The 15730-nt window shown below is 62.1% G+C and carries 22 protein-coding genes and 1 pseudogene; 6 read left to right on the forward strand and 17 right to left on the reverse strand.

Annotated features, from left to right (window positions below):
- The 3 genes from RMO57_RS18835 to RMO57_RS18845 all read left to right on the forward strand — a co-directional run.
- Positions 1-585, forward strand: a 585-nt coding sequence (locus RMO57_RS18835; RefSeq protein WP_310389272.1) for a cobalamin-dependent protein, incomplete at its 5' end; no start/stop codon positions are given.
- A gap of 8 nt (positions 586-593) precedes the next feature.
- Positions 594-977 (forward strand): hotdog domain-containing protein, encoded by a 384-nt coding sequence (locus RMO57_RS18840; protein WP_414896457.1) that lies wholly within the window; start codon positions 594-596, stop codon positions 975-977.
- Positions 974-1795: a 3-keto-5-aminohexanoate cleavage protein gene (locus RMO57_RS18845; protein WP_310389276.1), complete on the forward strand. Its 822-nt coding sequence runs from the start codon at positions 974-976 to the stop codon at positions 1793-1795. The genes RMO57_RS18840 and RMO57_RS18845 overlap by 4 nt, the downstream gene beginning before the upstream one ends.
- A gap of 4 nt (positions 1796-1799) precedes the next feature.
- Here RMO57_RS18845 and RMO57_RS18850 read toward each other — a convergent pair whose 3' ends face one another.
- From RMO57_RS18850 to RMO57_RS18905, 12 genes are all read right to left on the reverse strand, one after another.
- The gene (locus tag RMO57_RS18850) at positions 1800-2054 is read right to left on the reverse strand and encodes a YfhL family 4Fe-4S dicluster ferredoxin (protein ID WP_310389278.1); all 255 of its coding nucleotides are present in this window, start codon (positions 2052-2054) and stop codon (positions 1800-1802) included.
- Positions 2055-2064: 10 nt separating this feature from the next.
- On the reverse strand, positions 2065-2577 hold the full coding sequence (gene coaD / locus RMO57_RS18855) for a pantetheine-phosphate adenylyltransferase (protein WP_414896456.1): 513 nt from the start codon (positions 2575-2577) through the stop codon (positions 2065-2067).
- Between the two features lie 321 nt (positions 2578-2898).
- Complete coding sequence (locus RMO57_RS18860) at positions 2899-3366, reverse strand: hypothetical protein (protein ID WP_310389282.1); 468 nt, start codon at positions 3364-3366, stop codon at positions 2899-2901.
- 174 nt (positions 3367-3540) lie between these two features.
- Entirely contained in the window at positions 3541-3798 is a 258-nt protein-coding gene (locus RMO57_RS18865; RefSeq protein WP_310389284.1) for a hypothetical protein, read from the reverse strand.
- A 140-nt stretch (positions 3799-3938) separates the two neighbouring features.
- A complete protein-coding gene (rsmD, locus tag RMO57_RS18870) occupies positions 3939-4490 on the reverse strand; it encodes a 16S rRNA (guanine(966)-N(2))-methyltransferase RsmD (RefSeq protein ID WP_310389309.1) in 552 nt (183 codons plus the stop codon).
- A gap of 71 nt (positions 4491-4561) precedes the next feature.
- Positions 4562-5341 carry an imidazole glycerol phosphate synthase subunit HisF gene (gene hisF / locus RMO57_RS18875; RefSeq protein WP_310389286.1) on the reverse strand — a complete coding sequence of 260 codons (780 nt, stop codon included), beginning with the start codon at positions 5339-5341 and terminating at the stop codon, positions 4562-4564.
- A gap of 8 nt (positions 5342-5349) precedes the next feature.
- Positions 5350-6093, reverse strand: a complete 744-nt coding sequence (gene hisA, locus RMO57_RS18880; RefSeq protein ID WP_310389288.1) for a 1-(5-phosphoribosyl)-5-[(5-phosphoribosylamino)methylideneamino]imidazole-4-carboxamide isomerase — start codon at positions 6091-6093, stop codon at positions 5350-5352.
- 21 nt (positions 6094-6114) lie between these two features.
- A complete protein-coding gene (gene hisH / locus RMO57_RS18885; protein WP_310389290.1) occupies positions 6115-6762 on the reverse strand; it encodes an imidazole glycerol phosphate synthase subunit HisH in 648 nt (215 codons plus the stop codon).
- A 2-nt stretch (positions 6763-6764) separates the two neighbouring features.
- Positions 6765-7361 carry an imidazoleglycerol-phosphate dehydratase HisB gene (hisB, locus tag RMO57_RS18890; RefSeq protein ID WP_310389291.1) on the reverse strand — a complete coding sequence of 199 codons (597 nt, stop codon included), beginning with the start codon at positions 7359-7361 and terminating at the stop codon, positions 6765-6767.
- Entirely contained in the window at positions 7358-8440 is a 1083-nt protein-coding gene (gene hisC / locus RMO57_RS18895) for a histidinol-phosphate transaminase (RefSeq protein ID WP_310389293.1), read from the reverse strand. The genes hisB and hisC overlap by 4 nt, the downstream gene beginning before the upstream one ends.
- Complete coding sequence (locus RMO57_RS18900; protein WP_310389295.1) at positions 8437-8880, reverse strand: PIN domain-containing protein; 444 nt, start codon at positions 8878-8880, stop codon at positions 8437-8439. Before RMO57_RS18900 ends, hisC begins: the two co-directional genes overlap by 4 nt.
- Entirely contained in the window at positions 8877-9101 is a 225-nt protein-coding gene (locus RMO57_RS18905) for a CopG family transcriptional regulator (protein ID WP_310389297.1), read from the reverse strand. The genes RMO57_RS18900 and RMO57_RS18905 overlap by 4 nt, the downstream gene beginning before the upstream one ends.
- A gap of 293 nt (positions 9102-9394) precedes the next feature.
- Here RMO57_RS18905 and RMO57_RS18910 point away from each other — a divergent pair, with 293 nt between their 5' ends.
- Positions 9395-10279: a PEP-CTERM sorting domain-containing protein gene (locus RMO57_RS18910; RefSeq protein WP_310389299.1), complete on the forward strand. Its 885-nt coding sequence runs from the start codon at positions 9395-9397 to the stop codon at positions 10277-10279.
- A 161-nt stretch (positions 10280-10440) separates the two neighbouring features.
- Here RMO57_RS18910 and hisD read toward each other — a convergent pair whose 3' ends face one another.
- From hisD to RMO57_RS18935, 5 genes are all read right to left on the reverse strand, one after another.
- Positions 10441-11751 (reverse strand): histidinol dehydrogenase, encoded by a 1311-nt coding sequence (gene hisD / locus RMO57_RS18915; protein WP_310389301.1) that lies wholly within the window; start codon positions 11749-11751, stop codon positions 10441-10443.
- A gap of 12 nt (positions 11752-11763) precedes the next feature.
- On the reverse strand, positions 11764-12402 hold the full coding sequence (hisG, locus tag RMO57_RS18920; protein ID WP_310389303.1) for an ATP phosphoribosyltransferase: 639 nt from the start codon (positions 12400-12402) through the stop codon (positions 11764-11766).
- 55 nt (positions 12403-12457) lie between these two features.
- A complete protein-coding gene (locus RMO57_RS18925; protein WP_310389304.1) occupies positions 12458-12724 on the reverse strand; it encodes a BolA family protein in 267 nt (88 codons plus the stop codon).
- A 69-nt stretch (positions 12725-12793) separates the two neighbouring features.
- Positions 12794-13570: an ABC transporter permease gene (locus tag RMO57_RS18930; RefSeq protein WP_310389306.1), complete on the reverse strand. Its 777-nt coding sequence runs from the start codon at positions 13568-13570 to the stop codon at positions 12794-12796.
- Entirely contained in the window at positions 13567-14487 is a 921-nt protein-coding gene (locus tag RMO57_RS18935) for an ABC transporter ATP-binding protein (protein ID WP_310389311.1), read from the reverse strand. Before RMO57_RS18935 ends, RMO57_RS18930 begins: the two co-directional genes overlap by 4 nt.
- A gap of 161 nt (positions 14488-14648) precedes the next feature.
- Between RMO57_RS18935 and RMO57_RS18940 the strand changes: the two genes are divergently transcribed.
- Complete coding sequence (locus tag RMO57_RS18940; RefSeq protein WP_310389307.1) at positions 14649-15308, forward strand: TetR/AcrR family transcriptional regulator; 660 nt, start codon at positions 14649-14651, stop codon at positions 15306-15308.
- A 14-nt stretch (positions 15309-15322) separates the two neighbouring features.
- Positions 15323-15730: pseudogene (locus RMO57_RS18945) on the forward strand (hypothetical protein); the annotation flags it as partial.

Below are 15730 nucleotides of genomic sequence, written 5' to 3' on the forward strand. Positions count from 1 at the left end.
GCCGAGGCGATGGGCAGCGGGTTTTCCTTCTTTGTTGTCTACGGCCAAAGCAAGCACAGCGTGGATCTCAGCAAGCTGAAGGTCGCCAAGCCTGAGTTCGCCGTGTTGGACAAGGCCGGCATCGACGCGCTGATCGCCGAGAAAATGGGCCGCCGCATGGTGGTGGTGGGCGCCTGCATCGAGACCGACGCGCACACCGTCGGCATCGACGCGATCATGAATATGAAGGGCTATAACGGCCACAAGGGGTTGGAGAGTTACCACGAGATCCGCGCCATCAACCTCGGCGCGCAGGTCGACTCCGAGGACTTGATCAGCCGCGTGATCGAAGAGAAGGCCGACGTGATCCTGGTCTCGCAGGTGGTGACGCAGAAGAATATCCACCTCGACAATCTGACCAAACTCAGTGACCTGCTGGAGGCCGAGGGCTTGCGTGACCAGGTGATCCTGATCGTCGGCGGCCCGCGCATCAGCCATGAGCTGGCCAAGGAGTTGGGCTATGACGCGGGTTTTGGCACCAAGACTTACGCCGAAGATGTGGCGTCGTTCGCCATCCATGAGTGGATCAAACGGAAAGCAGCATGACTGAACAAATCACCAGCCTCATTCGCCTTCGCATGAGCGCGCACGACGCCCACTACGCGGGCAACTTGGTCGACGGCTCACGGATGCTGAACCTGTTCGGCGATGTGGCCACCGAGTTGCTGATCCGCAGCGACGGCGACGAGGGATTGTTCGTTGCCTACGACAAGGTCGAGTTCCTGGCCCCCGTCTTTGCCGGCGACTATATTGAGGTGAGCGGCAGCATCGTGTCGATGGGCAAGTCCTCCCGAAAAATGGTGTTCGAGGCACGCAAGGTGATCAGCGCCGCCAACGTTCCTGGCCAGGTGTCGGCCGCCGATGTCTTGGCTGAGCCCATTGTGGTCTGCCGCGCTTCGGGCACTTGTGTGGTGCCGGTTAACTTCCAACGCAAATGAACAGCAGACTGATCATCACCGCCGCGCTGACCGGTGCCGAGGTCACGCGCGAGCAGCAGCCGGCCCTTCCTATTACGCCGGACGAGATCGCCGATGCCGCGGCCGAATGCGCGCTGGCTGGCGCCGCCATCGTCCATGTGCACGGCCGCTTGGCCGACGGCAGCTCCACACAAGACCGCGAGGTCTACCGGCAGATCATCGAGAAGACGCGCGAACGCTGCGATGTGATCGTGCAGGTCTCCACCGGCGGCGCGGTCGGCATGACGCCGCAAGAGCGGCTGGCCCCGGTAACGCTGCGCCCGGAGATGGCCACGCTGTCGATGGGCACGGTCAACTTCGGCGGCGATGTGTTCATGAACCATCCGGCCGATATGGAAGTGTTTGCTAAGGCGATGACTGAATACGGCGTCAAGCCCGAGTTCGAAATCTTCGACAGCGGCATGCTGACGACGACGCTGCGCTGGCTCAAAAAAGGCATTGTCAAAGGCCCGCTGCACTTCGACTTCGTGCTCGGCATCCCCGGCGGCATGGCCGGCACGCCCGAAGCCTTGATGTATCTGCGCTCGCAAGTGCCGCCAGACTGCAGCTGGACGGTGGCCGGCATTGGTGCGGCGCAGCTGCCCTTGGCCACGTTATCCATCGTGCTGGGCGGCCATGTGCGGGTCGGCTTTGAGGACAATATCTACTATCGCAAAGGCGAGCTGGCCCGCAGCAATGCTCAGTTAGTTCAGCGCATCGCCTTGATCGCCGAGCAGCTGGACCGGCCGCTGGCGACGCCGGATGAAGCCAGGGCGATGTTGGGGATCAGCAAGCGCTGATCAATCAGGCCTTGACGGCGGTCAGGCGCAAATACTTGCCCATCAGCGTCTCTTTACTTTCCACATGCGCCGGATTGACCGGGATACAGGCCACTGGGCAAAGCTGCACACATTGCGGCTCATCGAAATGACCGACGCATTCGGTGCATTTGCTGCGCTCTATCTGGTAGAACTCCTCGCCCATGGAGATCGCCCCGTTCGGGCATTCGGGCTCGCAGACGTCGCAGTTGATGCATTCGTCGGTAATCATCAGCGCCATATCAGCCCCTTCAACTTTCCGGCTGCAAGCGCTTCTTCAAGCGCTCCAGCACCGAGGCTGACACAAATTTGGAGACATCACCGCCGAGGCTGGCAATCTCGCGCACAAAGGTGCTGCTGATGAATTGATACTGATCCGAAGGCAGCATGAAAGTCGTCTCCACCTCGGGCATCAACTGGCGGTTCATGCCGGCCATCTGGAATTCATAGTCGAAGTCGCTGGCGGCGCGCAGGCCGCGCACCAGCACATTGCCGCCCTCACCGGCCACAAAGCTGCTCAACAGCCCGCTGAAGGGCAGTACCTCGACGTTGGGATATTTGGCCGCCAACTCACGCGCTATCTCCAAACGCTCGACGACCGAGAACATCGTCTTCTTGTGATGGCCGGCCGCCACCGCGATGATCAGCCGCCCGAACAAACGGCTGGCCCGGCGCATCAGGTCTTCATGACCCAAGGTCATCGGGTCAAAGGTGCCGGGATAGATGGCGGTGAGAGGGGTAGCAACGGTCACGCAGTGGTCCATTCATCAAATGGGTCCAATTATCCCCGCTCGGCGCTTGGATCCATGCAAGCGCCTTTGTGCCCGGAGCTGCCCCTCAGATTTTCGGCGCTTCTTGACAGTGCTTGCGCCGACCAAGTCCATCGGGCGCATGCCTCCGCTCATGTCCTCCGGCCTGCGGCCTCCCCCTTGACTTCGCTACGCCACGCACCCGACGCCCTTGGCGTTTGCTCCGGCAGGACGAGCAATGCCGCCGGTGCAGGACTATCGGGCGTTCTGAAGCGGCCAAGGGTCAGATACCGTCTTGCCGTCGTTGCCCCGTCCTCTTGCCCCCTATTTGGCTGCCTACTTGACAGGCGTTTCCTTCTCGGGCTCGAGATCAGCTTCGGAGATGCGCTTGGCGACCTTGCGAACTTGTTCAAATACGGCGGTTCGATCTGCTTCGTAGACTCGGCCAGAAGCAGTTCGAACTTGCGCCACATAGGCGACGGAAGCAAAAGCTCCCGATGCTTCGTTCTCAGACCAGATTCGCCAGATGCCTTCAAACCCCTTAATGTCTGAAAAGTCGGTTACTTCCGTTGATGAAAGGGTCTTGAGTAGTCTGCCGAAAACGTCAAGTACGTGCATTCGCACTTCTACCGCCGTCACGGATTCCTTCGACTTGAGTTGGTACGGAATCCGATATTGGTACTGGCCGGATGATCGCTCGGACTTGTAGATTACGTTTACACCTGCTGAGCCCACTATCTGTACTGGTGAGGCATCATCTCGAATTACAAACCACTCCCGACGGAGCGTAGAGCCATTGTTCAACGTTACGTTATCGCTAAGGTTTGTGATGACGGACGTTCCCTCGAATCGATCCATCGTGAGAACCGACCGCAGTGCTGGTGCCGTGCGAGTAGTCTGTGCTCCAGCAGTACCTATTGCAAAGGAAAGGACCACGAGGGCGAGAGCTCGTATTTGCATGACGTTTGTTTCCCTGCCTCACTCTCGATAGGCCAGCGAGTTGCAGTACTCGAGGGCCTTCTTAGCCGTTGGAACACCATTGCTCATTTGCTTTGGGGCGCTGGCTTCGGTATTTGAACTTGTAGCGAGGATTTCTTTGATGAGCTTTTCAGCCAGTTTCCGTAGCTCAGGATCATCAGAGTGCGCGACAACGGCATTGAGTTTGTTAACGATGCGCGGCTTCTTGGCCATTATGCCGAGTGCCTCAATTGTCTCGCGGTGCCATTTTGTGTTCATTGATACCCCCAAACGTGTTGTGTAGCGCACTACAAAACCGAGTCTAAACCGAGAAAGCCGAGGGTCAGGAAAGCCGAGCTAACAAAGCCGAGGTCCAAGCGGGACCGACGATCAGGCCATAAATTTCAAGTTTTTACCCTTCAGGCCGACTTGCGTAAGAGTTGAAACTGCACCGCGCCAGCCTTGCCCGTCCGCCAAGCTTCCAAGCCCAACTCGGCCGGCGCCGCGATCAGGTCGGGCGCTTCCAGATAGATGAAGCCACCCTGCACCAAAAGCGGCGCGGCGGCGCGCAGGGCAGGCAGGAACAGCTCTTGCTGGAATGGTGGGTCGAGCAGGATCAGCTCAAAGCGGGCCGGCGCACAGCGGCCCATATAACCCAAGGCATCAGTGCATTCGACGCGCAAATTGTCGGCCTTTAACCTTAGCTTGCTGGCGCTCAGGCTACGTGCCAATTCGGCGTCACGCTCCAACAGCAAGACCTCGGTTGCGCCGCGCGAAGCGGCCTCGAAACCAAGCGCGCCGCTGCCAGCAAAGGCGTCCAGCACCCGCCAACCGTCGAGGTCCTGGCCCAGCCAGTTGAACAAGGTTTCGCGCACGCGGTCCGGCGTCGGGCGCAGGCCCGGCTTATCGGCGATGGGCAGCTTGGAACGTTTCCACTGCCCGCCAATGATGCGTACCTCGCGGGAGCCCATGCGCGGCGCGCCGGCGGCCTTCTGCGTTAGCGCCGAGATCGCCTTGGCTGCCCCGCTGGACCGTGGTCGATTCACAAGCGCACCGGGATGCCCCGCGCCGCCATCAAGGCCTTGGCCTCGGCGACGGTGTGGTGGCCATAGTGAAAAATGCTGGCGGCCAAGACCGCGTCGGCGCCGCCAATCTGCACGCCGTCGGCCAAGTCGTCCAGCGAGCCGACGCCGCCCGAGGCGATCACCGGCACCGCCACCGCATCGCTGACCGCGCGGGTTAGCTCCAAGTCAAAGCCGCTGCGGGTGCCGTCGCGGTCCATGCTGGTCAACAAGATTTCACCGGCGCCGAAGTCGGCCATCTGGCGTGCCCAGGCGACCGCGTCGAGGCCGACGTTTTTGCGCCCGCCGTGGCTGTAGATATCCCATCCAGGGCCCCGCGCAGCCAAGTCATTGCCTTGCCGGCGCTTCGCGTCGATCGCGACGACGATGCATTGCGCACCGTATTTATCGGACGAATCCCGTATGACTTGCGGGTTAGCGATCGCTGCCGAGTTGAACGAGACCTTGTCCGCGCCGGCATTCAGCAAGCGCCGCACATCGGCGACCTCGCGCACGCCGCCGCCGACCGTCAAGGGAATGAAGACCTGCGACGCCACCGCTTCAATGATGTGCAGGATCAGATCGCGGCCGTCACTGGTGGCGGTGATGTCCAGAAAGGTCAGCTCGTCGGCGCCCTGCTCGTTGTAGCGGGCGGCGATCTCGACGGGATCGCCGGCGTCACGCAGCTCGGTGAAGTTGATGCCCTTGACGACCCGACCGCCGGTCACGTCAAGGCAGGGAATGATGCGTTTGGCCAGCATGGGTAGTCTTAGCCCAGACCCAACTCGTCGGCGCGGGCTTGGCCGGCAGTGAAATCCAGATCGCCGGTGTAGATGGCCCGTCCGCAGATCACGCCCTCGACGCCCTCGCCTTCGACCGCGCAGAGCGCGTCGATGTCGGCCAGATTGGCCAGGCCGCCCGAGGCGATGACGGGGATGGTCAGCGCCTGCGCCAGCTTGACCGTCGCCTCGATATTGATGCCGCTGAGCATGCCGTCGCGGCCGATGTCGGTGTAGATCACGCCTTCGATGCCGTAGCCCTCGAACTTGCGCGCCAGGTCAATCACCTCGTGGCCGGTCAGCTTGCTCCAGCCGTCGGTGGCGACCTTGCCGTCTTTGGCGTCCAAGCCGACGATGATGTGGCCGGCGAAGGCCATCGCCGCGTCTTGCAAAAAGCCCGGGTTCTTGACCGCCGCCGTGCCGATGATGATGTAGCTCAGGCCAGCGTCCAGATAGCGCTCGATGGTGTCGAGATCGCGGATGCCGCCGCCCAGCTGCACGGGGATCTCGCCGTTGACCTCACGCAGGATCGCCGTGATGGCGGCCGCGTTGACCGGCTTGCCGGCGAAGGCGCCGTTCAGGTCGACCAGATGCAGACGCCTGGCGCCGGCATCAATCCAGCGCCTGGCCATCGCGGCCGGATCTTCGCCGAAGGTGGTGGAGTCATTCATATCGCCTTGCTTGAGGCGGACACAGCGACCATCTTTCAGGTCAATAGCGGGGATCAGCAGCATGGCGTGAGCAAAAATGAATTATTAAGGATTCCAAAGCAGGAAGTTGCGATACAGCGCCAAGCCGTGCGCAGCGCTTTTCTCGGGGTGAAACTGGGTGGCGAAAATATTATCCCGGGCGATGGCCGAGGTAAAGCGCGCACCGTACTCGGTCTCCCCCGCACTGTGGCGCGCATCCGACGTCGCGGCGTAGAAGCTGTGGACGAAATAGAAGTAGCTGTCGTCCGGCACCCCCGCCCAGACCGGGTGGGCCAGCCTCTGCTTGACGCGGTTCCAGCCCATCTGCGGCACCTTGTAGCGGCTGCCGTCGGGCTGAGTCTGGCCCTCCAAACGGAAGCGTTTGACCACGCCCGGGATCAAGCCCAGGCCCGGTGTGTCTTGCTCTTCGCTGTGGTCCAGCAACATTTGCATGCCGACGCAGACCCCCATCAGGGGCTTGTTGGCGGCGGCGTGCAGCACCGCCGCTTGCAGCCCTGAGTCGCGCAACTCGCGCATGCATTCCAGCATTGCGCCCTGGCCCGGCAGCACCACCCGTTCGGCCGCGAAAACCTCGTCCGGATTGGCCGTTATGACGACCTCCAAGCCAGTGCCTGCGGCCACATGCAGCACCGCCTGCGAGACCGAGCGCAGATTGCCCATGCCGTAGTCGACGACGGCAACAGTTCGCGCCATGGCTAGAGGCTTCCTTTGGTGGAGGGAATGACGCCCATAGAGCGAGGATCCAAGGTCATCGCCATCCGCAGCGCGCGCCCGAAGGCCTTGAAAATCGTCTCACACTGGTGATGGGCGTTATGACCCTTCAGATTGTCGATATGCAGCGACACCAGCGCGTGATTCGAGAAACCCTGGAAAAACTCGAAGGCCAATTGCGTGTCAAAAGCGCCGATAGAACCCGAGGTGAACTTGACGTCCATCTCCAAGCCCGGCCGGCCCGAGAAGTCGATCACCACGCGGGACAGCGCCTCGTCCAGCGGCACATAGCTGTGGCCGTAACGGGTCAAACCCTTCTTGTCGCCGACCGCTTGCGCAACGGCCAGGCCCAAAGTGATGCCCACATCCTCGACCGTGTGATGACCGTCGATATGCAGGTCACCGACCGCCTGGATGTCCAGATCGATCAAGCCGTGGCGGGCGATCTGGTCCAGCATATGGTCGAAAAAACCGATGCCGGTGTTCAGCTTGGCCGCGCCCGTGCCGTCTAGATTGACGCGCACGGTGATTTGCGTTTCCTTGGTGCTGCGGCTGACTTCGGCGATGCGATCGGTGCTCATGACAATGATTCCTGGAGTGCGGCCAGCATGGCCGTGTTTTCTTCCGCCGCTCCGACGGTGATGCGCAGGCAGTTGGCCAGCAAGGGGTGGGCGGTCGATGAATTCTTGATCAGCACGCCGCGCGCCTTCATGGCGGCGAACGTATGCGCGGCATCCGCCACCCGCACCAAAATCATATTGCCTTGGCTGGGAAACGGCTGCACGCCGGCCAGCGCCTGCAGCGCCGTGTAGACCCGCTCGCGCTCGGCCCGCAGCGTGGCTGCTTGGTCCGCGTAGACCTGCGCATGTTCCAGCGCGAACAGGCCGGCCTCGGCGTTCAGCACGCTGATATTGAAGGGCGGGCGCAGCTTGTCGATCTCGGCAATCAGCGCGGTCTGTCCGATCAAGTAACCAATCCGCACACCGGCCAGGCCAAACTTGCTCATGGTGCGCATCACCAGCACCTGCGGGTAGCGCGCCAGCAGCGCAATCGAGTCGCTGGCGGCAAAGGGCTGGTAGGCCTCGTCCATCACGACCAAACCAGGTGCAGCCTGGATGATCTGCTCGATCACGCCTGCGTCCCAGAGATTGCCGGTTGGGTTGTTCGGAAAAGACAGGTAAATCAGCGCCGGCCGATGCTCAGCAATCGCCGCCAGCATGGCCGGGCCGTCGAGCTCGAAGTCATCGGCCCGCAGCGGCACGCCGACAAAGGCCAAGTTCTGGTAGCGGGCCGACAGCTCGTACATCACAAAGCTGGGCATCGGCGACAAGATCTTGGCGCCCGGTTTGCTGATGGCCATGCTGAGCATGCTGATCAGCTCGTCGGAGCCATTGCCCAGGGTGATGGCGCAGCCCGCCGGCATGCCGGCATGGGTGGCCAAGGCGGCGGCCAGATCCTGGGTGCGCTCGGCCGGGTAACGGTTGATCGCGACGGCACCGAGCCGCGCACCCAACTGCGCTTGTAGCTCGGGCGGCAGACGGAACGGGTTCTCCATCACATCGAGCTTGACCATGCCGGCGCTGGCGGCGACCGGGTAGGCATGGGAGGCGCGCACGTCGTCGCGGATGCACGCCAGAGCCTGGTTGAGTGAGGTAGTCATGCGTTCAGCCGCTCCGTTCCGCAAAGTGTGGGGTTCAGCACGGTCACGCTGTCATAGACCGCCTCGTGCGCCAGCTCCAGGCTCAGCAACAGCGTGCAGCCTTGCGCCTTGGCGGCGGCGACGATCAGCGCGTCGGCATAGGCGAGCGCAAAGCGGCTCTCGATCGACCAAGCACTCTCGACCGTCGCATGGTCCACGCCCCAAGGCTGCCAGCGCTGATAGCGCCTGACCTCGGCGCGCGCGTCGCCGTTCGGCATCGCCGGGCTGATGCGGGTGGTCACCGCCGTGTAGAAATCGTTCAGGACCTGGGTCGAGAGCCGGCCGCTGCGGCGCAACCAAAGCTCGCGCAGCCAGGCAAAAGCCTTGTCGCGCGCGGTGGCGTCGGCACCGTCTTCGCTGAGTATCAAGACCGAGGTGTCGACGAAAACCAGCTCGCTCATCGGGCCAACTCCCCGCGCTGCGGATAAGCCTGGCCATCGGAGACCCAGACGCGCTCCCGGTGCAACCAGTCCTGCAGCGCACGCTCGTAGACATCGTCATGCCGCATCTTCTCGGCCAGCATCTCGCCGACCAAGCGCGACACGCTGGTATTGCGCCGCGCTGCCTCCAAGCGGGCCCATTCGGCGACGCTGTCTTCCATGCTGATGGTGACGTTTTTCACACCTAGGATGTTACACGAAGTTCGTGGAACACGAAATTCGTGTGATTTAAAACGAAGCCACCATCGGTTCAATCAAGCCAAAGGCTGCCTGGCTATTCGGCCGCCGTTTTGCACGACCCTCCCGTCGCCACCAAGATCGGCGCGGGGACCGCACCCGTCCGAACCCAGCTATTCAGGGCGGCGGCCTGCGGCTTCTAGGGGTGCCCGGTCGGCTACATCGGGCGCTAGAGTCAAAGCCTCGGTAGCCGCCAATTTTTAAGGCGTCGCGTCGACTCACCATCGGGAGCAAACACATGTTTTCACACATCTCCAATCGCATGAGCTGCAGTTCAACCATCTCCGCCGCTGCAACTGCGCTGATCCTGCTGGGCACGCCCGCCACAGCACAGGCCCAAAGCTACCAGCTGACCGCCAATGTCCACAGCTACGCGGCGGACTTTCTACGCAACACCAGTGAAGTCGATGACAAGAATCTGAACTTGATCGACAAACCGCAAGCACTGGCGCTGAATGCGCTGAACGGCCATGCGTCGGTGTCCAGCGGCGGCACGACGACCGCCAGTTTCCTCGGCAGCATCGGCATGCTCAAGGCCTATGCCTCGGCCAGCTACCCCTACTGCTGCGACGCCCAAGGGCACACGGTTCAGCATGGCTACGCCAACAGCACGGCTCAGGGCACGTTCTTTGACACGCTGCTGGTCAGCAGCAGCACGCTGGCCATCGGCACGCCGGTCAGCTACCGCCTGGATCTGTCCATCAATGGCACGCTGTCCTCACCGTCGTTTGAAATGGGCGGCTTTCTCAGCGCCGACGGCCTCGCCGAGATGCGCCTGCGTGACCGCGACAGCGGCGAGCAAGCGTCGATCAGCTGGGATGCAAAAAAGCAGGCGAGCGGCGTGTTTTCGCTGATCTTGAACACGCAGGTCGGACACACGCTGAACATCAACGGCATGCTTTACGCCGGCGCCTACGTCAGCTCCAGCGCCATCCACCGCAGCGCCGAGGCCGATTTCTACCACTCGGCCTACTACCAACTTGCCCCCTCGGAGAGCGGGCTCAACACCACCGGATTGAGCGGACATGACTTCCTGGTCACCACGGTGCCGGAGCCGTCCAGCATGGTCTTGCTGGCGTTGGGCCTGGCGCTGCTCTGGTTGCCCGCGCGCAGGCGCGGCTAGGAGCCCGGGCGGCAGAAGGCGGCGATAGCGAGAATCGGCCCCAGCCAGGACAGTTGGTGCCGGATTTGCAGCCCCATAGCCCGGCTATGGGGCAAAAAGACGGGGCCAAATGGACGGCTGCGGTCGGTTCGCTGCCGCCGATCTTTCTGCCGCCCGGGCGGCTAGCCGCGTCTGAGGCGCATCTCGGCCGCGCGGGCATGGCCTTGCAGCCCCTCGCCGTGAGCCAACTCGGCCGCAATGACCCCAAGCTTTTGTGCGCCGGCCTCGCTGACCTCGATCAGGCTGCTGCGCTTTTGGAAGTCATAAACCCCCAGCGGCGACGAGAAGCGCGCGGTGCCCGCCGTCGGCAAGACGTGATTCGGCCCGGCGCAATAGTCACCCAGTGACTCGCTTGTATAGGCGCCCAGAAAGATCGCGCCGGCGTGGCGCAGCAGCGGCTCCCAGGCATGAGGGTTGGCGCTGGAAACCTCCAGATGCTCGGGCGCGATGCGGTTAGAGATCTCGCAAGCTTCTTCCATAGTTCGCGTCAGGATCAGCGCGCCGCGGCCTTCCAGCGAAGCGCGGATGACCTCCTGCCTCGGCATCTCGGGCAAAAGCCTGTCGATAGCGGCGCGCACCAGCGCGATGTATTCGGCGTCCGGACAAAGCAGAATGCTTTGCGCCATTTCGTCATGCTCGGCCTGGCTGAACAAATCCATCGCCACCCAGTCAGGCGGCGTCGTGCCGTCGGCCAGCACCAGGATCTCGCTGGGCCCGGCAATCATGTCGATGCCGACTTGGCCGAACACATGTTTCTTGGCGCTGGCCACATAGGCATTGCCGGGGCCGGTGATCTTGTCGACCTTGGGCACCGTCGCCGTGCCATAGGCCAGGGCCGCCACCGCCTGCGCGCCACCTAACGTGAAGACGCGGTGTACGCCGGCGATGTACGCGGCGGCCAGCACCAGCGGGTTTCTCTCGCCGCGCGGGGTCGGCACCACCATGATGATCTCGGGCACGCCCGCCACGTGAGCGGGGATGGCATTCATCAACACGCTGCTCGGATAGGCGGCCTTGCCGCCCGGCACATAAATGCCGACCCGGTCCAGCGGCGTGACCTTTTGGCCCAACAGCGTGCCGTCCTCATCAAAGTAGCTCCAGCTCAGGCCGCAGGCCTGCTTTTGGCGCTCGTGGTAGCTGCGCACTCGCTCGGAAGCGGCCTGCAGCGCAGCGCGCTGGGCCGGTGTGATGGCGTCGAAAGCGGCTTTCAATTCTTCCTGCGTCAACTCCAGCTCGGCCACGCTTTGCGCCTGCAAGTGGTCAAAGCGGGCGGTGTAATCGAGCACGGCAGCATCGCCGCGCTGGCGCACATCGGCCAGGATCTCGGCCACGCGCGCTTCGATCGCCGAATCGGTTTCGGCCGACCAATGCAGCACGCGCTGAAACTCGGCTTCAAAGTCAGCGGCGGCGGTGTTGAGGTGGCGGAGCTTCATAACGGGTTCTATTTAGGCAGGAATGGCGGCGGCAAAGGCGTCGATCATGCGGCGCAGCGGCTCACGTTTGAGTTTGAGTGCGGCCTGGTTGACCACCAAGCGGGAGGAAATCTCCATCACCTTCTCGACCTCGATCAAGTGATTGGCCTTCAACGTGTTGCCGGTCGAAACCAGGTCGACGATGGCGTCGGCCAGGCCGGTCAGCGGCGCCAACTCCATCGAGCCATAGAGCTTGATCAGGTCAACGTGCACGCCCTTGTCGGCAAAATGCTGCCGCGCAATCTGCGTGTACTTGGTGGCGACGCGGATGCGCGAGCCCTGCTTGATGGCGGCGGCGTAATCAAAGTCGTCGCGCACCGCCACGCTCATGCGGCAGCGGGCGATGTTCAGGTCCAGCGGCTGGTACATGCCGTCCAGCCCATGCTCGATCAACACGTCGCGCCCAGCCACGCCGAGATCGGCGCCCCCGTACTGCACATAGGTCGGCACATCGCTGGCGCGCACCAGCACCACCTGCACATCGGGGCTGTTGGTGGCCAGGATCAGCTTGCGCGAGGTCTCGGGGTTGTCCAGCACCTCAATGCCGGCGGCTTTCAGCAGCGGCAGGGTTTCTTCAAAGATACGGCCTTTGGACAGGGCGAGGGTGATCATGGATTTGTACTCACAGGCATCAACAGCGCGCCAGCAAGGCGGGCGCAAAAACCGATCAGCGCGCCGACGATTGCGGCGTCGGGTCGGCCGCCCATTCGGCGGGCGTCAGCGTCTTCATCGACAGCGCATGGATCTGCTCGCGCATGCGCTCACCCAAGGCCTGATAGACACGCTGATGGCGGCGCACACGGCTCAAGGCCTCGAACTCGGCCGACACGATGGTGGCAAAGAAATGCCGCCCGTCGCCCTCGACTTCGCAGTGATTGCAGGGCAGCCCGGAGGCAATGAATTGCTGAACTTCAGCTGGAGTAGGGTCAGACATAGTGTAGGGATTGTAGGTTGGGGTAAGCCCGCGAACCCCAACAAGGCGGCTCGCCAACGCAGCAAGGCCTCAGCTGCGAATCTTGTAGCCGCGTCGCAGCAGCTCCAAGGCAATGCCGGCCACCAGCAAAAAGCTGCCGCCGACCACCGCCAAACTCAGCCACGGCGAGGCATCGCTGACGCCGAAAAAACCGTGGCGAAAGCCGTCGATCATGTAGAAAAACGGGTTCAAATGGCTAACGCCCTGCCAGAACGGCGGCAGCGAGCCGACCGAATAAAACACGCCGGAGAGAAACGTCATCGGCATGATGATGAAGTTCTGAAAACCCGCCAATTGGTCGAACTTTTCGGCCCACAGGCCGGCGATCAAGCCCAGCGTTCCCATCATCGCCGCGCCTAAAAGCGCAAACAGCAAAATCCACAGCGGCTGGCTGACAGCCGGCGGCGCGAACCAGACCGTCACCACCATCACGCCCAAACCCACCATCATGCCGCGCACCATCGCCGCGCCCACATAGGCGACGAACCAGGCCCAATGCGACAGCGGCGTGACCAGCAAAAACACCAGGTTGCCGGTCACCTTGCTCTGAATCAGACTGGATGAGGCATTGGCAAAGGCGTTCTGCAAGATGCTCATCATCACCAGACCGGGGATCAAAAAGCTGATGTAGCTGACCGTGCCGTAGACCTTGACATGGTCCTCCAGGACATGGCCAAACACCAGCAGATAGAGCACCGCCGTCAACACCGGTGCTGCCACGGTCTGAAAACTAACCTTCCAAAAGCGCAGCACTTCCTTGTACAGCAGCGTGCCCGCGCCCTTCAGTTGAATACCGCCGCCACTCATGCCGTCACTCCCTTTTTCTGATCTTCTTCATGCATGATTTCCAGGAACACATCCTCTAGATCGGCGCGACCGATCTCCAGATCCTCGACCGGGCAGTTGGCCGCCCGCAAGGCGGACAAAATCGCCTCGACCTCGGCCGCGTCATGAGCCTTGATCTGCACAATTCGCCCGGTGATGCGGGCTTGAGCGGCCAGAACTCCCGGCAGCGTGGCATCGGTCTTGAAGCGCAGCATCGTCGACGCGCGGCCCTTGAGCAGCGCCGAGGTGCGCTCCAGCGCCACCACCCGGCCCTGCTTGAGCATCGCGATGCGCCCGCACAGCGCCTCGGCTTCTTCGAGGTAATGGGTGGTCAGCAAGACGGTGTGGCCCTCGCGATTGAGGCGCGCGATGAATTGCCACAGCGTCTGGCGCAACTCCACGTCAACACCGGCGGTCGGCTCGTCCAGCACGATCACCGGCGGGCGGTGCACCAGGGCTTGCGCCACCAGCACGCGCCGCTTCATGCCGCCCGAGAGCTGGCGCATATTGGCGTTGGCCTTGTCGGCCAGGCCCAAGTTCTCCAGCAGCTCGTCGATCCAGGCATCGTTGTTGTGCACGCCGAAATAGCCGCCCTGAAAACGCAACGCCTCGCGCACATTGAAAAACGGGTCGAACACCAGCTCCTGCGGCACGATGCCAAGCGCACGGCGCGCGGCGGCAAAGTCGCTGACGACGTCATGGCCCTGCACCAAAACGCGCCCGCCGCTGGCCGCGCTCAAGCCAGCGAGGATGCTGATCAAGCTGGTCTTGCCGGCGCCGTTGGGTCCCAAAAGCCCAAAGAATTCGCCCTGCGCAATGTCAAAGGAGACGCCATCCAGGGCCTTGACTTGGCCGCCTCGATAGCTTTTGCTGACGTTCTGAAACGAAATGGCCGGCATGGCGCCGGCAACTAGAGGAGGGAGTGATTGCATGGCTTGATTGTAAGAACAGCTTTGCTGGCTTGCTCAGCCCGGGTACTTGAGACGCAAATTCGCACAAATCCCCACAGACCAGCGCGAGCTTGGTGCCAGAATCAACGCAGGAGAAACAAAGCTCAGCCATGGCCACAAAAAAACCGCCGCGCCGCACCGCCGAGCGCATTCTTGAAGTCACGCTCGATCTGTTCAACCGATTTGGTGAGCCCAATGTCTCAACCACCTTGATCTCGGCTGAATTGGGCATCAGCCCCGGCAACCTTTACTACCATTACCCGGCCAAAGACGAGCTGATCAACTCGCTGTTCGGCCGCTTTGAGCGCGAGTTGATCGACTTGCTGGCGGCGGCAGAGAACGTGGCTAACGTCGAAGATGCATGGCTGTTTTTCCACATGCTGTACGAGCTGATCTGGAAGCACCGCTTCCTCTACCGCGACCTGAATGATTTACTGTCCAAGAACCGGCGCCTGGAGATGCATTTTCAAACCGTGTTGACGCACAAGGCACAGGCCATGCGCAATGTGCTGGCGGGTCTGCAGCATGGCGGCGCGCTCAAGATGGATGCCCGCGAGGCCTTGCCCACGGCCAACGCGATGGTGGTGCTGTTGAGCTACTGGCTGAGTTTCGAATATGTGCGCGACCCGCGCCATGCGCTGGAACCCGAGCAAGCCGGCGCCGCCCTGATGCGCGGCGCCTTCCATGTTTTAAGTTTGCTGCTGCCTTATCTGGAGCCGGCCTCAAAAGAGCATTTGTTCGCACTCGCCAACAAGTATCAACAGCAATAACGGAGACAAAAGAAATGGCCAAATGGACTGCCTTCCCCTTTGACAACAGCGCTTTTCACTACAGCCCCGCCGCGCTGAAGAAGCACTGGGCCCGTCTGCATACCGGTGACACCGAGCCTTGGCCCAAGGACGCCGGCGTGGTTGCCGCGTGGATTCACTTCCATGCGGGCGAGTTTCAGCAAGCCTATGAGGCCGGCTTGGCAGCAGGCACGGCCGGCGCCAGCGTCGCCAACAAGGCCCAGGCGATCTACGCCAACTATCTGGAGAAGAAGGAAAAGGCCAAGCTGGAAATGTTTCTGGAAGTGGCCGAACGCGCCGCGGCCCAGCAGGCCGAGGATCCGAAGAACCCGAATGCCTACTACTGGCAAGCCTATGCAATTGGCCGTTATGGCCAAGGCATCAGCGTCGCCAAAGCGCTGGCT

Source organism: Roseateles sp. (assembly GCF_031397715.1).
Classification (GTDB): Bacteria; Pseudomonadota; Gammaproteobacteria; order Burkholderiales; family Burkholderiaceae_C; genus Paucibacter_A.

Excerpts from the sequence above, each read along its gene's own strand:
- RMO57_RS18845 (WP_310389276.1), top strand. The coding sequence starts at position 974 with ATGAACAGCAGACTGATCATCACCGCCGCGCTGACCGGTGCCGAGGTC.
- RMO57_RS18850 (WP_310389278.1), bottom strand. The coding sequence starts at position 2,054 with ATGGCGCTGATGATTACCGACGAATGCATCAACTGCGACGTCTGCGAG.
- coaD (WP_414896456.1), bottom strand. The coding sequence starts at position 2,577 with ATGGACCACTGCGTGACCGTTGCTACCCCTCTCACCGCCATCTATCCC.
- RMO57_RS18865 (WP_310389284.1), bottom strand. The coding sequence starts at position 3,798 with ATGAACACAAAATGGCACCGCGAGACAATTGAGGCACTCGGCATAATG.
- rsmD (WP_310389309.1), bottom strand. The coding sequence starts at position 4,490 with ATGGGCTCCCGCGAGGTACGCATCATTGGCGGGCAGTGGAAACGTTCC.
- hisF (WP_310389286.1), bottom strand. The coding sequence starts at position 5,341 with ATGCTGGCCAAACGCATCATTCCCTGCCTTGACGTGACCGGCGGTCGG.
- hisA (WP_310389288.1), bottom strand. The coding sequence starts at position 6,093 with ATGCTGCTGATCCCCGCTATTGACCTGAAAGATGGTCGCTGTGTCCGC.
- hisH (WP_310389290.1), bottom strand. The coding sequence starts at position 6,762 with ATGGCGCGAACTGTTGCCGTCGTCGACTACGGCATGGGCAATCTGCGC.
- hisB (WP_310389291.1), bottom strand. The coding sequence starts at position 7,361 with ATGAGCACCGATCGCATCGCCGAAGTCAGCCGCAGCACCAAGGAAACG.
- hisC (WP_310389293.1), bottom strand. The coding sequence starts at position 8,440 with ATGACTACCTCACTCAACCAGGCTCTGGCGTGCATCCGCGACGACGTG.
- RMO57_RS18900 (WP_310389295.1), bottom strand. The coding sequence starts at position 8,880 with ATGAGCGAGCTGGTTTTCGTCGACACCTCGGTCTTGATACTCAGCGAA.
- RMO57_RS18910 (WP_310389299.1), top strand. The coding sequence starts at position 9,395 with ATGTTTTCACACATCTCCAATCGCATGAGCTGCAGTTCAACCATCTCC.
- hisD (WP_310389301.1), bottom strand. The coding sequence starts at position 11,751 with ATGAAGCTCCGCCACCTCAACACCGCCGCCGCTGACTTTGAAGCCGAG.
- hisG (WP_310389303.1), bottom strand. The coding sequence starts at position 12,402 with ATGATCACCCTCGCCCTGTCCAAAGGCCGTATCTTTGAAGAAACCCTG.
- RMO57_RS18925 (WP_310389304.1), bottom strand. The coding sequence starts at position 12,724 with ATGTCTGACCCTACTCCAGCTGAAGTTCAGCAATTCATTGCCTCCGGG.
- RMO57_RS18930 (WP_310389306.1), bottom strand. The coding sequence starts at position 13,570 with ATGAGTGGCGGCGGTATTCAACTGAAGGGCGCGGGCACGCTGCTGTAC.
- RMO57_RS18935 (WP_310389311.1), bottom strand. The coding sequence starts at position 14,487 with ATGCCGGCCATTTCGTTTCAGAACGTCAGCAAAAGCTATCGAGGCGGC.
- RMO57_RS18940 (WP_310389307.1), top strand. The coding sequence starts at position 14,649 with ATGGCCACAAAAAAACCGCCGCGCCGCACCGCCGAGCGCATTCTTGAA.